13 protein-coding genes are annotated in these 15,701 nt (G+C 60.8%); 12 read left to right on the plus strand and 1 reads right to left on the minus strand.

Going from position 1 to position 15,701, the window contains the following annotated elements; translation table 11 throughout:
• The 9 genes from KVG91_RS19625 (at position 1) to KVG91_RS19665 (ending at position 10,273) form a co-directional block, all read left to right on the plus strand.
• The gene (locus KVG91_RS19625; RefSeq protein WP_169374604.1) at positions 1-771 is read left to right on the plus strand and encodes a class I SAM-dependent methyltransferase; all 771 of its coding nucleotides are present in this window, start codon (positions 1-3) and stop codon (positions 769-771) included.
• Between the two features lie 10 nt (positions 772-781).
• Positions 782-2,011, plus strand: a complete 1,230-nt coding sequence (locus KVG91_RS19630; protein WP_169374603.1) for an MFS transporter — start codon at positions 782-784, stop codon at positions 2,009-2,011.
• A complete protein-coding gene (gene cysC, locus KVG91_RS19635) occupies positions 2,008-2,622 on the plus strand; it encodes an adenylyl-sulfate kinase (RefSeq protein WP_169374602.1) in 615 nt (204 codons plus the stop codon). The genes KVG91_RS19630 and cysC overlap by 4 nt, the downstream gene beginning before the upstream one ends.
• 107 nt (positions 2,623-2,729) lie before the next feature.
• Positions 2,730-3,374 (plus strand): CGNR zinc finger domain-containing protein, encoded by a 645-nt coding sequence (locus tag KVG91_RS19640; RefSeq protein WP_169374601.1) that lies wholly within the window; start codon positions 2,730-2,732, stop codon positions 3,372-3,374.
• An 84-nt stretch (positions 3,375-3,458) separates the two neighbouring features.
• The gene (locus tag KVG91_RS19645; protein ID WP_169374600.1) at positions 3,459-3,959 is read left to right on the plus strand and encodes a sigma-70 family RNA polymerase sigma factor; all 501 of its coding nucleotides are present in this window, start codon (positions 3,459-3,461) and stop codon (positions 3,957-3,959) included.
• A 26-nt stretch (positions 3,960-3,985) separates the two neighbouring features.
• Positions 3,986-4,939 carry a FecR family protein gene (locus tag KVG91_RS19650; RefSeq protein WP_169374599.1) on the plus strand — a complete coding sequence of 318 codons (954 nt, stop codon included), beginning with the start codon at positions 3,986-3,988 and terminating at the stop codon, positions 4,937-4,939.
• A 96-nt stretch (positions 4,940-5,035) separates the two neighbouring features.
• Positions 5,036-7,441, plus strand: coding sequence for a TonB-dependent siderophore receptor (locus tag KVG91_RS19655; RefSeq protein ID WP_169374598.1), 2,406 nt, complete (start codon positions 5,036-5,038; stop codon positions 7,439-7,441).
• 761 nt (positions 7,442-8,202) lie between these two features.
• Positions 8,203-8,724: a hypothetical protein gene (locus tag KVG91_RS27620; protein WP_225927024.1), complete on the plus strand. Its 522-nt coding sequence runs from the start codon at positions 8,203-8,205 to the stop codon at positions 8,722-8,724.
• A 946-nt stretch (positions 8,725-9,670) separates the two neighbouring features.
• The gene (locus KVG91_RS19665; RefSeq protein ID WP_225927025.1) at positions 9,671-10,273 is read left to right on the plus strand and encodes a type III secretion effector protein; all 603 of its coding nucleotides are present in this window, start codon (positions 9,671-9,673) and stop codon (positions 10,271-10,273) included.
• A gap of 2 nt (positions 10,274-10,275) precedes the next feature.
• On the opposite strand, the gene KVG91_RS19670 is transcribed toward KVG91_RS19665, so the two are convergent.
• The gene (locus tag KVG91_RS19670) at positions 10,276-11,427 is read right to left on the minus strand and encodes an MFS transporter (RefSeq protein WP_169374597.1); all 1,152 of its coding nucleotides are present in this window, start codon (positions 11,425-11,427) and stop codon (positions 10,276-10,278) included.
• A 651-nt stretch (positions 11,428-12,078) separates the two neighbouring features.
• On the opposite strand from KVG91_RS19670, the gene KVG91_RS19675 reads away from it, so the two are divergent.
• The 3 genes from KVG91_RS19675 to KVG91_RS19685 are packed head-to-tail and all read left to right on the plus strand — an operon-like array spanning position 12,079 to position 15,690.
• Positions 12,079-14,097 carry a type VI secretion system Vgr family protein gene (locus tag KVG91_RS19675; RefSeq protein ID WP_169374596.1) on the plus strand — a complete coding sequence of 673 codons (2,019 nt, stop codon included), beginning with the start codon at positions 12,079-12,081 and terminating at the stop codon, positions 14,095-14,097.
• Positions 14,097-14,933, plus strand: a complete 837-nt coding sequence (locus KVG91_RS19680; RefSeq protein WP_169374595.1) for a DUF4123 domain-containing protein — start codon at positions 14,097-14,099, stop codon at positions 14,931-14,933. The genes KVG91_RS19675 and KVG91_RS19680 overlap by 1 nt, the downstream gene beginning before the upstream one ends.
• Positions 14,926-15,690 carry a hypothetical protein gene (locus tag KVG91_RS19685; protein WP_169374594.1) on the plus strand — a complete coding sequence of 255 codons (765 nt, stop codon included), beginning with the start codon at positions 14,926-14,928 and terminating at the stop codon, positions 15,688-15,690. Before KVG91_RS19680 ends, KVG91_RS19685 begins: the two co-directional genes overlap by 8 nt.
• Positions 15,691-15,701: the final 11 nt, after the last annotated feature.

Raw genomic sequence — 15,701 nt, forward strand, 5'->3', positions numbered from 1 at the left:
ATGAATCAGATGTTTGGGCGCAAGCACAGCGAAGTCGCCAGCTATACCACGCAATATACGGCGGACTTTGTCGAGCGTTGGGATGAGTTGATCGACTGGGAAAAACGCAAGGCAGGGGAGAGCGGCTTTTTTGAAAACCTGCTGCGCAAGCACGGCGTGCGCTCGGTCATCGATGTATCCACGGGCAGCGGTTTTCATGCGGTGCAGCTAAAGGAAGCGGGCTTTGATGTGGTCGCCACCGACGGCAGCAGCACGATGTTGACCAAGGCCCGGGCGAATTTTCGCAAATATGGTTTGGACATCGAGTCCCATTTCCGCGACTGGCGTTCACTGGACGCCGAGGAGCTTGGCCAATTTGACGCCGTGGTGTGCCTGGGCAGTTCGCTGTGCCATGTGTTTGAAGCCCACGAGCGCTTGAAGGTGTTGGCAAAATTCAGGGCATTGCTCAAGCCGGGTGGCTTGCTGGTGGTGGATCAACGTAATTTCCTGGCGATTCGCGCGGGCAACTTCAAGGCCAGCGGTCACTATTATTACTGCGGTACGAACGCATCCGTCAGCTTGGGGCAGGTCGATGAGCAGGTGTGTGAGTTCATTTATCGCTTTGACAATGAGGAACAGTACACGCTGAAAGTCTACCCGTTATTGCCGGGCGAATTGGCTACTGAAATGCTCGCTTGCGGGTTTCGCGCCCACGAGAGCTACGGTGATTTCCAGAGCGTCTACGACATGATGCACTGCGACTTTGTCATTCATACCGCGCTTGCCGAATGAGACGCCGATGATGAGCACACTCGTACACAGCAACACCCGCCCATTGGACAGCATCGTATTGGCGCTGGTCCTCACAGGCTTCGTGGCCAGCACCTACGGGTTCGGGGTTTACCTGTTCGCTAACCTGGTGGTGGACATGCGCCGCGACATCGGGTTCGACTACACCACGGTGGGCCTGATCACCGGCGGTGCGCAGATCGGCTTCCTGCTGTTTTCCTCGGTGACCAGTTACATCAGCCGGTATTTCGAGGGCTGGAAAATCAGCCTGGTGTCCACGGTCATGACCTCCCTGGCGCTGCTGGGCCTGAGTGTCAGCCACAGCATCTGGTTGTCGGGCGCGTTGTTGATCCTGCTGGGCGGCTGTTCCGCCTCGGTGTACATCCCGTTGGCGGAAATCGTCACCAAGGGCTTCAGCCCAGGCAATCGCTCTCGCGTGATGGGGCTGATCTCCAGCGGCACCAGCTATGGCGTGTTTATCAACGGTTTGCTGGTGTCGTTCCTGACCTTGAACGGCGGCTGGCGCTCGATCTGGCTCACCGCCGGCCTGATCTCGGTGGCCCTGTGCGTGGTGGCCTGGTTTCTGTTGCGCAGCCTGGCGGCAAGCCAGGACACCGGGTTTTCCAGCGCGCGCGCCACAACGTTAGACGATCAGCAACCCTGGCTCAGTCGCTCGTTATACCTGACCTGGGCCATCGCCTTTCTCAACGGCATGGCGCTGCTGCCGTTCCAGACTTACCTGGCGCCGTTCCTTCGCGATGAATTGGGCGTGTCGGTGCGGGACGCCGGGTTTATCTGGACCACGATCGGCGGCGTGGGCATGGCGTCGGGCTTTCTGGTGGGCTGGATCGCCGACAAGGTGGGCGTGCGGGCGTCGCTGGCGATGTGTTTTCTCAGCGCCGGGTTGGCGGCCATCCTGGTGTTTGGTTTCAACAGCCTGCCGTTGTTCTACCTGGCGGCGTTTCTGTTTGCGTTGGCGTTTTACCCCATCTTCGGACTGGTCCCCAGTTACATCGGGCAAATCGTGCCGGTCAGCCGGCTGACCCAGGCCTTCGGCATCGCCAATGTGCTGATCGGCCTGGGCGGGGTGTGCGGCAACTTCCTGGGCGGATTCTCCAAGGACCTGACCGGCTCGTTCTCGACCGTCTACTGGGTGGTTGCGCTGTTGCTGTTCGTGCAGTGTGTGATGGTGTTCCTGTTGGGCAAACAGCCTGTTTCGATAAAAAAGGACGAGCAAGCATGAGCTATTTTCCAGACAGCCCGAGCCAGAACCTGCACGCGTTTGCCTTCAGTCATGGGCGCGCCGAGCACTCACGGATGGCGCACAAGCCTGTGGTCATCTGGATGACCGGCATCTCTGCGTCCGGCAAATCGACCATCGCCGATGCGCTGGACGTTGCCCTGCGCAAAAAGGGGCGGATGACCGCGATTATCGACGGCGACTCGGTGCGTGGCGGGTTGTGCCGCGACTTGGGTTTTACCGAGGGCGACCGCGATGAGAATATCCGGCGCGTGGCCGAAGTCGCGCGGTTGATGCTGGAGGCGGGGCTGACGGTGATCGTGGCGCTGATTTCACCCTCGTCCGCCAGCCGGCACTGCGCGCGCTCGATTATCGGCAACGCGTTTTTCGTTGAAGTGCACGTGGATGCGCCATTGGAAACCGCTGAGCAACGTGACCCCAAGGGCCTGTATAAAAAGGCCCGCGCAGGGTTGATCAAGCACTTCACCGGTATTGACGCCCGCTATGACCTGCCGGTGTTCCCGGAGGTGCACTTGGATACCCGGGCGCTTTCGGTGGAACGGTCTGTCGAGACCCTTCTTGATTGGCTGGCGCACAACCACGATCGTACTTAGCCGTCTGTCTTTGCGCTGGCTTTGCGCCGGGCACACCCTGTCTGCCATGGGAAAAAACAAGGTAATCTGCGCCATCGCAGGGAGACCGCGTTTTTCCGGGAGCAGGCATGACACATTTTACGGGCACCGCAAAATCGATCCGTCTGATTGGCGGGGTCCGGGTATTGGACTTTATCAATACCACCAACGGCCGTCGTCCCGGCACTGCGCTCAAGGTCGTGGAGGAACGGCTCACCAGCTTTCGGTTCTTCTTTGAATGGGCACGTCATGCGTCGTTGATCTCTGCCCAGGAGTTTGATGACTACAAGCCGATGGTGTTTGAGTCATCGATGGCCTACCAACCCGACCTGGACCTCATCATTGCGTTCCGGGAATGCCTTTACCGGGTGTTTTATCCGTTGTCGTCAGGCGGCGTCGCGCCCGATGAGGCGTTGCAGCAGATCAACCGGGCGTTTGTGCAAGGTGTCGAGCGGCGCTTGCTGCGTTCCGTCGAGGGTAAGCCCGCCTGGGGGTGGAAGCCTTGTACCACCACCCAGGAACTGACGGCCATGGTGCTGGGTCGCCTGGCCATAGACGCTGCGCAATTGCTGGTGTCGGGTGATCTGCACGCGTTGCGCAGTTGTGCCGCCACCGACTGCGACTGGGTGTTCCTCGACGTTTCCAAGAACAAACAACGCAAATGGTGCCAGATGAGCGTGTGCGGCAGCCGAGAGAAACTCAGCCGGCTCAAGCAGGTTGGCGGCGCACAGTAGTTTCAACGTCAGACGGCGGGTAGCAATTGCTCCACTTAATAGGAAGCATTACTATTCACGCCCCGCCTCCCCAGTGTTCCCGCGATGATCCCGCAGCCGCCCCGCAGAACAGGCTTTTTCGAACACTACGAAGAGTTGATCGGAACCTGGACGCGCCGTCTGAGGAGCCGTCACCAGGCCGAAGACCTGGCGCATGACACCTTTGTGCGGGTGCTGGAGGCAGCGTCTGGCGAGGTGGCGCAGCCGCGCGCGTATCTGCATCAGACAGCGCGCAATATCGCGGTGGACGCCTATCGACGCGAGGACCGCCGGGAGGCCATCACGCTCGAATCCCTTGATCAGCGTTCGCCCCACAGTGGCGACCCTGAGCATGTCATGCACGCGATCCAGCTGGCGGATTCCATCGAGCGGGCACTGGCCGAGTTGCCGCTCAACTGCCGCCGGATCTTCATCTGGCAGAAAATCGAAGGCCTGACGCAGCAGGAAATCGCCGAGCGCCTGGGGCTGTCAAAAAACATGGTGGAAAAGTATATGATCCGCACCCTGCGGCATCTGCGCGAGCGCCTGGACGCGATGGCGCCATGACTGCCCGCTTTGAAACAGGATCTTCCATGACGGATAACCGTGCCCGAGACGAAGCCGCGCAATGGTTTGTGCGCCTGCAACACACGCAGCTGAGCGTTGCCGAGCGCCAGCGCTTCGACGCCTGGCGCAACGAGCATCCGGATCATCAATACGAATTCGATGTGCTGCAAGGCGTGTGGAGCGCCACCGACCTGCTGCCCCGGGCACGTCTGCAGGCGCTGTGCGAGGCGCCGGTGGAAAAGCCCAGGCGCCGCGCTGTCTTGCGGTACGCGGTGGCGGCCAGTGTCGTCGCCGTCGCCTTGGGGCTGGGCCTGTTCAGCGCCTTGGATCATCCCAAGCCGTACCGTGCCGAGTTCAGTACACGCCTGGGCGAGCAGCGCCAGGTGGCATTGCCCGATGGCTCGGTGATGGATCTGAACAGCCGCAGCATCGTCGCGGTGCACTACGAAAAAGGCCGGCGCGGCGTGGAGCTCAAGCGGGGCGAGGCGTTGTTCAGCGTCGAGCATGACAGCGCTCGCCCGTTCGTGGTGGCCGCCGGAGCAGGGCAGGTGACCGTCACCGGCACGCGGTTCGATGTGCGCCGTGATGAAGACCAGACCCGTGTCGTGGTCGAAGCCGGTACCGTGAAGGTACGAGGCCGCACGCCGGACTCAGTGGTGACGCTGACGGCGGGCCTGGGCACCCACGTCGACAGCCAGGGGCTGGTGGCGGCCGCGTACGCCGTGAACACCGAGGCGCTGACCGCCTGGCGCGCGAACAAGCTGGTGTTCAACAACGCTTCGTTGAGCGAAGTGGCGCGGGAGGTTTCGCGCTACCGCGAGCAGCCGCTGCGGGTCAGCACGCCTGCCGTGGGCAACCTGCGCTTGACCAGCGTGTTCAAGGCCAACGACACCGACGCCTTGCTCAAGGCCTTGCCGCACATATTGCCGGTGGCCGTGCGCCCCTTGCCGGACGGCAGCCAGGAAATTATTTCACGCTGACATTCAGGTTTTTTCCGAGTTCTTCGTCTTCTCCTGCAACTGCAACTGGTTTGCATTAACAGCGCATACACTTGCGATCACAGGACTCGGTTCGACGTGAAAAAACTCGCCCTCCACAACAATAAAATCTCTCGCTGGGCGCCGCTGGCCTTGGCGCTCGCAGTCAATGCCGCGCTCCCTTCGGCCTACGCGGCCGAGGCGATCCATATCCAGGCCCAGCCCCTGGGTGCGGCGCTGAGCCAACTGGGCCAGCAGACGTCCCTTCAAGTGTTCTTCAGCCCCGACCTGGTCGCTGGCAAACACGCGCCCGCGGTCGACGGCAACCTTTCCCCTGAGCAGGCACTGCGCCAGTTGCTGCAAGGCAGCGGCCTGGACTACCAGATCGATGCCGGCTCCGTGACCCTGCGCCAGTTGAACAGTGGCTCCGGTGCAGCCGGCTCGCCGCTTGAACTGGGCGCCACCGACATCAAGGTCGTCGGCGACTGGCTCGGTGACGCTAACGCTGAAGTGGTGCAGAACCACCCCGGCGCGCGCACCGTAATCCGTCGCGAAGCCATGGTGGAGCAGGGCGCGATGAACGTCGGCGACGTGCTGCGCCGTGTGCCGGGTGTGCAGGTGCAGGAAGCCAACGGCACCGGCGGCAGCGATATTTCCCTCAATGTCGGCGTTCGTGGCCTGACTTCGCGCCTGTCGCCTCGCTCCACCGTGCTGATCGACGGCGTACCGGCTGCGTTCGCGCCGTACGGCCAGCCACAACTGTCGATGGCCCCGATCTCCGCCGGCAACCTGGACAGCATCGATGTCGTGCGCGGTGCGGGTTCGGTGCGTTACGGGCCGCAGAACGTCGGCGGTGTGATCAACTTCGTGACCCGCGCTATCCCCGAGATATTCTCCGGCGAAGTCGGCACCACCTTGCAAACCTCCGCCCATGGCGGCTGGAAGCACGTCGACAACGCGTTTATCGGCGGCACCGCCGACAACGGCATCGGCGTCGCGTTGCTCTATTCGGGGGTCAATGGCAACGGTTACCGCAACAGCAACAATTCCAACGACATCGACGACGTGATCCTCAAGACCCATTGGGCGCCGACCGATCAGGACGATTTCTCGCTGAATTTCCACTACTACGACGCCAGCGCCGACATGCCCGGCGGCCTGACTCAGCGGCAATTCGACGCCAACCCCTATCAATCGGTACGGGACTGGGACAACTTCAGCGGGCGCCGCAAGGACGTGTCGTTCAAGTACGTCCGCCAGATCGACGACCGCACCCAGGCCGAGGTGCTGACCTACTATTCCGACAGCTTTCGCGGCAGCAACATCGCCAACCGCGACCTGCGCACCCTCGGCTCCTACCCGCGCACCTACTACACCTTCGGCATCGAGCCGCGGGTGTCCCATGTGTTCGATGTAGGCCCAAGCACCCAGGAAGTCAGCCTGGGTTATCGCTACCTCAAGGAAGGCATGCATGAGCAAGCCACCAGCCTGAACCTGGTCAACAACGTACCGACGCCGGGCGGGCAGAATGACGGCCACGTCTACCAGGACCGCACCGGGGGCACCGAGGCCAGCGCGTTCTACATCGATAACAAGATCGATATCGGCAAGTGGACCCTCACCCCAGGCATCCGCTTCGAAGACATCCGCACCGAATGGCATGACCGCCCGGTGGTCGCGCTGAACGGCACCCGCACCCAGGAAAAACGTCGCGAAGTCCACAACAACGAACCGCTGCCGGCCCTGAGCGTGATGTACCACGTTTCGGACGCCTGGAAGTTGTTCGCCAACTACGAGACCTCGTTCGGCAGCCTGCAGTATTTCCAACTGGGCCAGGGCGGCACCGGCGACCAGACCGCTAACGGCCTGAACCCGGAAAAGGCCAAGACCTATGAGGTCGGTACGCGTTACAACAACACTGCCTGGGGCGGTGAGCTGACATTCTTCTACATCGACTTCTCGGATGAGCTGCAGTACGTCAGCAACGACGTAGGCTGGACCAACCTCGGCGCCACCAAGCACACCGGCATCGAGGCCTCGGCCCATTACGACCTGGCGAACCTGGACCCGCGCCTCGATGGCCTGACTGCCAGTGCCGGCTTCACCTACACCAAGGCCACCTCCGAAGGCGACGTTGCGTTCAAGGGCCGTGACCTGCCGTTGTATTCCCGTGAAGTGGCCACCTTGGGCTTGCGTTACGACGTCGACCGCTGGACGCACAACCTGGATGTCTACGCCCAGTCCGGCCAGCGCGCACCCGGTACGACCAGCACCTACATGACCCAAGGCACCGCCGATGGCCAGTTCGGCGATATCCCTGGTTATGTCTCGGTCAACGTGCGCAGCGGTTATGACTTCGGCGAGCAGATGTCCAACTTGAGACTGGGGGTGGGCGTAAAAAACGTCTTCGACCAACAGCACTACACCCGTTCCAGCGATAACAATGCCGGGCTGTACCTGGGCGAGCCGCGTACGTTTTTCGTGCAGGCCAGCGTCGGGTTCTGATCGATTGTGATGAAAAGCCGCAGTCCGATCGGGCTGCGATTTTTACGTTTTTCCTACATCTGTACAGCACAACTTTCTGGCTGTTCTGGAACTGATTCCGACATCAACTCCACACATGGACACACCTGAGGAGCGACAGGCTGAAGGTGATGCTCAACGTACTGGAGAAATTTATGTCGGTATCAACCCTCGATTCATCCCTCTCTGCTTCAACAACGGCTGATCTCGCGCACAATCATGCCAAACCTCAGGCGAGGGCCAGCGGCTCGGCGCCTGCTGCGCCTTCCTTTCATGGCCAGAATAGTGCAAGCGTCAATTTCAGCGTCCGCGATCACCAGGCCGGGCCGGTGCTGGGTGGCTCTGCGGCAACGGTGCAACGTCAAAACGGTACTCAAGAGGCGCCTGTGTCGCCCCGTTTCCTGGAGGCGGTCAGGCGCTGGGTGGGCCATTGGTGCGGGCATCGGCCACACCCGCATCCCGGCTGTGGCAACCCGCCGCCAAGGCCCAATCCTAGCTGTAGCAATCCGCCGCCAAGGCCCAATCCTGGCTGTAGCAACCCGCCGCCAAGGCCCAATCCTAGCTGTGGCAACTCGCCGCCAAGGCCCAATCCTGGCTGTGGCAATCCGCCGCCAAGGCCAGATCCGAGCAACGGCAGCGCGCCGCCGCGACCTACGCCCACCCCTGGCCGACCGTTCCCGACGCTGCCATGGCGGCCTGATCCGCACTACTCACACAAAAATAATGAACAGTTGGCGCAGCAGTTGCTCGACAACTTCGCAGCCTTCAAAGACCCTCAAAACCCAGGTTACGTCAGCGTTGACAGCCTTCACGCGATGGCCAATAAAGGATGGTCCGACGACCCCGCAATGAACAAGAACATTCGCCTGGCCAGGGAGTTGCTGCGGCGCTCGGAGCTGACGGATGCCATCGACCGGCACAGCACCACAGGTGCGCTGGATGGTCTGATCGGCCGGAAACAGCTGCGCGCGATTATCAACGCAGACAACCATTTCAAGTACAGCAGCGACAAGCAACTGGCGCAGGAAATGCTCGACCATTTCAAAGAGTTAAAGGGCGGCAAGCGGGGCCCGAACCTGCGGATTGCAGACTTTAAAAAGTTGGCGTCCAGCCCGCTGACGGGGGATTCTGCGAAGGATCACCTGATCCAACTGGCGCAGGAATTTCTCAAGCGCAGCGATCTGGTGTCGAAGCTGGACAACCTCGCCGGACCGGAGAATGACGGTCGAATCAGTTGGAAAGCCCTGTATTTGATGTCTCGCTGAAAATCCCACAGGCGCCATAACAGCGTCAGGCGCCTGCCTTACTGATGCCAGCAACGGATTGCCCCATTTGCCACGTGGATCCGACCCAACGGCCTTGATCAGAACGGCCGCTTTCAGATTTCACATGAGGGTTAGCCCGATGACTTCAACCTCCTTTCAATCCCCTACGTCCGGCTGTCGGGGGGCACTTTGCAATACAGCTGGAATGCGTCATTCGACAGCAGAGAGGGACGAGGCTCTACACGCCGGCCAGGCGCCGTCGTATGCACATGCCGCCGAGACCCGACGGATGAAGGCTTTCACCGGCCAGTGCAAATTCCGGGCGCCGGTCGCCGACGACTTTTTTCGTGGCCTGCCTGAGCCTGAGCGGCCTTGCGGGGATGGCCCCAAGGCACCGAGGCACGCTGGGTGGATCCCTGGCTGGTTCGCCTGGTTCGCAGACAAGCGCTGAGTTGCTCCTGCGTGGCGCCAACGTTTTACATGCTGTCACGGGTATTTATCAGTCAACCGGAACTGCCGTGCCCATCCAGCCACACATCGGGGGCCGATCTGGCTGAAACCCATTGGGCTCTATCGGTCACCCAGGTAGCGAATCCCAGGCACGCGTGTATTCGAAAAGTTGGAGAGACCCACTATGCTCGAGGGTGTATTAATACCCGTACGGTCGTCAGTCCCGGATGAGGCGACCCTGCGGCCCGCTACGCCACCACCGGCCATTCCCCTGCAAACCTGGAATGACGCCCGGTCGGATCCCCCTGATGGGACATCTCGCAGACCGCCGGTAGTGCGACGAACACTCTTTGCGCCACATCATCGGGGGTTGCAGAACGCCGTCGTCGCACGCACGAACCTCCCTGAACCGGGTGCAACGTCCTCCGATAGCCAGTTGGCGACGGTCCTGGAGAAAAACTTCGGTTTGCTGTACCCATTCCTCAAGGAAGGGCGTTTGACCTGGTCGGCCTTGCAGCGGGTCGCCGCGCAACCTGCAGGCCAAAACGAAGAGAGGGATAAAACCATCAAGATCGTCAGCGAAATGCTCAAGCGCCCGCCGTTGATTGACGCGATCATGAGCCGCAATGGCGATATCACGCGAGACAGCCTCAAGGCTGGCGCTTCGGCGTTATCAGGGAACAGCTCGCCAAATGAATTCAGCCAGGATCCGTTCCATGCCCAGGGCAACGCCCGGGTGGTTCAGGCCCTGCAATTCCATTTTGCGCTACTGCGAGATAAAACCAAGGATCGGACATTTCTTTTCGAGCAGCATCAGTACATAGAAGTTGCCGCCCTCAAGACGGTGATGCAGGACCCGTACGAGGTTGATCCGCAGGGTGCGCCTGTGCTGGAGCCCCAGACTGGCATGCCCAGGCCCAAGTACAGTGAACTCTGCGTCTACACCGCCAGGAACATCCTCGAACGGCCAGGTTTGTTACGCTCGCTGGAGCAAGCCAATGGCACGCGATTGTTTGGTCCACCTCAATATGAAGGCTATCTCAGCAACAAGAGCCTCGATCGCTGGCTGGAGCAGGATGAGGCTCGCAAAGCGCGCTGAAGTTATACCTTGAGAACCTTGCCGCTGATTGCCACCGCCGCCAGCAACACCGCGATCAGCACAAAGGCGGTGCTGAGGCTGCTGCCATGGGCGATAAAACCGATCACGGCGGGGCCCGCAAGAATCCCGGCGTATCCCAGGGTGGTAATCGCCGGCACCGCAATATGCTCCGGCATGACCGTTTGCTTGCCGACGGCGGTGTACAGCACCGGCACGATATTCGAACAGCCAGCGCCCACCAGCGCATACCCGAGCAACGCGATTTCCCAAGCCGCAGACAAGGTCGCCAGCAGCATACCGGCGGCGGCCAGTGCGCCGCCGATCACGATGACCCGGCGGGCGCCCAGCCGTTTCACGATGGCATCACCGGTCAACCGCCCAGCCGTCATGGTCAAGGCAAATGCTGCGTAACCCAGGCCTGCGTAGGCTTCGTCCAGGCCGCGTTCGGCGCTGAGGAACACGGCGCTCCAGTCGAGCACCGCGCCTTCGGCCAGGAACACGATAAAACAAAGGCAGCCAATGAACAGCACCACGCCGTGGGGGACGGCAAAGGCCGGCCCGGAACTTTCGCTGCCATAAGGCAGCAGGTGCGGCGCGGCCTTGAGCAGCGCCGCCAGCGTAATGACGATCACCACCAGGGTCGCCTGCAAGGGTGACAGGCCCAGCCCCAGCAATGCCGAGACTCCCGCCGCACCGACAATCCCTCCCAGGCTGAACAGCCCATGAAAGCCCGACATCATGGTCTTGCCGCTGGCCCGCTCGACGATCACCGCCTGCAGGTTGACGGTGGAGTCCACGGTGCCCAAACCGGCGCCAAACAGGAACAGCCCGATCATCAACAATGGAACCGAGCTGACCGTGGCCAGCATCGGCAACGCCAGGCAGATCAAGATCGTCCCGGCACTCAACACGCGTCGGCAGCCATAGCGCGACGCCAATGCACCTGCTACGGGCATGGCGATGATCGAGCCGACACCCAGGCACAACAACAGCAGGCCCAGCGTGCCTTCGCTCAGGTTGGCGCGGGCCTTGGCATAGGGCACCAGCGGCGCCCAGGCGGCGATGCCGAAGCCGGCAATGAAGAAAGCGATACGGGTCGACATTTGCTCCAGCCGCCCGGGAACCACGGACGCTGGGAGGGGGATGGCAGTCATGAAAAATCCTTGTTTTTGCGTTCGATGAACGGTGTCCGGCGCGACATCGTTGCACATCAGGCCTTGACGCGCGAGCAGGGTTCCCTTGGGATTCCGGGTGGTTATGAATTTTATTTTTACAAACCTGGAACGTCCGGCGGCTTGGCAACCACACAAGCAGTATCGCGTTTGCAGGAGGCGATCTGGAAGGTGCGTAATCCCTGCGGGGGCTTTTGAACCCCTGGGTTCTCGCGGTGGATTACCACCTTCCAGATCGCCTCCGATCGTTGGGGCGTTCTGTAATCAGTGTTCCTGGGCGAAACGTTGCTGAGCGTCAGTCTGTTCGGGGCTGCGCAACCGCAGGCATGAGGTTTCCTAGCGTTTGACGCTGCGATCTGGTGTCAGCCATTTCTCTATTCATTACTCATTCCTGTGAAAGCTAGAGTAGGGCATTTCTTATTGTTAAGAAGTGGCTCTTTGACGTGTTCGCTTATTTCTTAACAGACACTTCCAACTCAGGCGTACGAAACTTCTTTTTTATTTTCAAACAACCGATTTTTGCCTGGAATCGCTAAGCTTCAGGGCGTTCAGGTACTTTTCTCGGCAACTCTGTCATCTCCAACGAGAGGAACTCTCCCGGGGTGTCCACTCATTAACAGCGGGTAACAACGGATGGTTAACGCGTTTGTTTCGTCACGTTTCAATTTGACGCTTCCACATATAAATATCGACTTAGCCGTGCTGGCCTTCAAAGGCAGCGAGATCCTTGATCAACCGTTTTTCATCCATGTGCAGGGGGTGAGTGAAAACCCTTCCCTGGACCTGGAGAGCTTGCTTCACCAATCTGCCTACCTGGACTTCGGCGAAATGAGCGCAGGCCTGCATGGGCAGGTTTACGCCGTAGGCCGTGATGACCTGGGGCGTCGCGTCACGCGTTATCACCTGACCCTGGCGCCGCGCCTGGCCTATCTTGCGCACCGGCGCGACCAGCGGATTTTCCAGCAGCGCAGCGTGCCGCAAATCATCGCCACGGTCCTTGAGCAGCATGGCATCCTCGCGGACGCCTATAGCTTCGAGCTTGGCCCCGTGGTTTATCCACCGCGCGCATTCTGTGTGCAGTACGCCGAGAGCGACCTGCACTTCATCCAGCGCCTGTGTGAAGAGGAGGGCATTCATTACCATTTTCGTCACAGCGCGGATGCGCACCTGTTGGTCTTTGGTGACGACCAGACGGTGTTCCGCCGTTTGCCCGTGCAACGCTATTGTGCCGACGGCGGGCTGCAAGCCGGTACACGGGTTATCCAGCGTTTCGACGTACGCCTGGCCACCCGTAGCCAAAGGACGGTGCGGCGCGATCACGACTTCGAACATCCCTCGCTGCAGCTACAGGACAGCGCGGGTCCTGCCTCGACAGGCCCCCTTGAGGACTATCGTTACCCCGCGGGCTTCACTGGCCGCGCCCGTGGCAAGCACTTGGCGCGTCGTGGGCTGGAGCGCCACCAGCGTGATCGGCACCGGGCGTTGGGCAAGAGTGATCAACCCGCGTTGCGCAGTGGGCACTTCCTTGAAATGCGCGACCATCCCGATCTGTCCTGCAACGACCTGTGGCTGATTACGTCGGTGCGTCATGAAGGTTATCAACCGCAGGTGCTGGAGGAGGCGGTGCCCGCGGCGGATGGGTTCCAGGGGTATCGCAATCGCTTTACCGCGACGCCGTGGCAAGCGGTGCACCGACCCCCGCTCAAACACCCCAAGCCGACCATCAATGGCAGCCAGACCGCAACGGTGACCGGGCCGGCCGGCGAGGACGTGCATTGCGACGCCTATGGCCGGGTGAAAGTGCGCTTTCACTGGGATCGCCTGGACACGTCCGACGACAAAAGCAGTTGTTGGGTCCGGGTTGCGTCCGGGTGGGCCGGTGACGGGTTCGGCGCGATGATGATCCCACGGGTGGGCATGGAGGTTCTGGTGACGTTCCTGGAAGGGGACCCGGACCGGCCGTTGATCAACGGTTGCCTTCCCAACGCGCTGCACCTGCCGGCTTATTCCTTGCCGCAGCACAAGACTCGCAGCGTCTTGCGCAGCCGCAGCGCCGTGGGTGGGCAGGGCTCCAATGAGCTGTTCCTTGAGGACCGTCGTGGCGAGGAGCTTGTTTACCTCCGGGCGCAACGGGACCTGGAGCAGCAGATCGGCCATGACAGCCGGTTGGAAGTGGCGGGAGAGCGGCGGGAAATCATCCATGGCATCAGCACTGTCCATCTGCAAAGCGAGGAGCATCGCCACGTCACCGGCGATCGCAACGTCGTGCTTGAGGCCAACGATTACCTCGATGTACGCGGCGATAGCCGGACCCACGTCGCGCAGACCCTGGTCATCGAAGCCGGGCAGCAGCTTCACCTCAAGTCCGGCGCCAGCCTGGTGATCGATGCCGGAGGGCAACTGAGCCTCAAGGCGGGTGGGGAGCACCTGGTCATCCAGGCGGGCGGTATCTTCAGCAGTCGTCCCATTACCCTGGGCGGTGCTCCGTCCGTGACGGGATTGGCCGACGCATTGAAGGTGGCCGACGTGCCAACCATGTCTGAAGCCCAGGGCCGCATCATGAGCCTGGCCAAGCAGTTGGGGGCGGATTACTGCCCGCTATGCGAACGCTGCCGCGAAGGCCAGTGTGATCTGCCGAGGAGGGCTGCCTGATGCAGGACATGCCAGGCCGATGGATGGATCAACAGCAGCAGGCGGGGCGGCGACTGTGCTTGATCCTTGAGGGGCAGCATGAAGCGCTTCAGCCGCTGCTCGCGGCGCGCGATGTGTCAGGGTATCGCAGCCTCTACGCCGGGACCGCCCTGGCGGAATTGGCGGCGCAAGGCCCCGTTATCCTGCTGCTGGAACGGATGAACGAGCCCGCGCTGCTCAACCTTCTGCATCAACCCGAGACGAACTGGGGCTGGCTGGGCAGCCTGCCCAGCGAGGACCTGGCCGCCGTGGCTCGGCACTGGCGCGACCGCCTGCTGGTGGGGTCGCCAGGCGAGCAATCGCTGTACCGCTTTCACGATAACCGCACCCTGGCGCGCGCGCTGGCCTACCTCGACCGGGACCACTGTTCACTCTTTCTCGGCCCATTGATCAGCGTCTGTTACTGGCACGACGACCGTTGGCAGTGCGATGACAACCCGATCCCCGGTGAATATCCGGCGCCCGACCTCGCCCCTTGGCTGAGCGCGCCAAACCCGAATGCCGAAGCCATCCTTCACGCCAACATTCTGCGTTATCTGTTGGCCGAACACAGCGAAGACCTGGTGGCACTGGTTGAATTCCAGGACCCCAGGGTCTGGCTGACCCAGGTGCTGGGGCAGGCGCGCGCCTGGCAATGGCGGGCGCCGGAGCAACTGGAGTTTTTGGTGGTGCGCAGGTTGGAGGAGGCCACGGGAAACAGCTTCATACGGTGGCAACCGAAAGAGGAAGAAGCACCACAGGATCACTTTCAGCGGGTGGTGGAGCAGTGGAACTTGATGGGGAAAAGGGATGAGTAAAAGATGGTTTGGCGTGTTGATTGTGCTGGGGGTGGCGGGCCTGGCGGGATGTGCGGGAAAGCCGGATGACAGCTTTACATTGGAGGTGGATTTGCCGGCAGAATTTCGCTTTATCGGCGCCGCCTACTACGGTCCCGCGACGAGACAAACCTGTACGTTGCCGAGGCGTCGAGGCAAGAGACCGGAGCGGAAAATTTTTATTGCGCGTTACAAGCCCGTGGCTGAGCGGGTGAGTTTTGAGTTGCCGCTGACTGAGGTGATTGAAGGTTGCCCTACAGTTTTGCGGAGTGTGGAGTTTGATATTTATGCGAAGTGGGGAAAACGAGATACGGATGTTGGGGGAGACCTTACAGGTTTTCCAATTCTAGATGATTCAGGCGCTGATGAATCAGGAATGCCAGTAACAGGGATTCAGGAGTTACACAGGCAATGTCAGTGGTTGTTTCGGACGGTAGGGCCACAGCACGCGATCGTCAAGATTCTAAGATGCCGTTTTCTGAACACAGCGAGTCCGTTGTCAGGTTTTGTGCAACGAGATCAGCTACCAGGGAAAACGCTCAGGATGGTACTGGATGTCATTGGTAAGGAAGAACCGGCTGTTGGTGATAACTGGGTAGTCGTACCAGGCGGCTGGAGGCGTTGTAGAGGTAGAAGTTTTGAAGACCTTGATGCGTTTTGTAACGGCAATACCTCCGACTTCAAACCCATAAAAATGCCGGATGGTCGCGTATGTGATGTTTATCCATCGTGTAAATAACAAGGAGCACG

The sequence above is a fragment of the Pseudomonas azadiae genome (assembly GCF_019145355.1).
Taxonomy (GTDB): Bacteria; Pseudomonadota; Gammaproteobacteria; order Pseudomonadales; family Pseudomonadaceae; genus Aquipseudomonas; species Aquipseudomonas azadiae.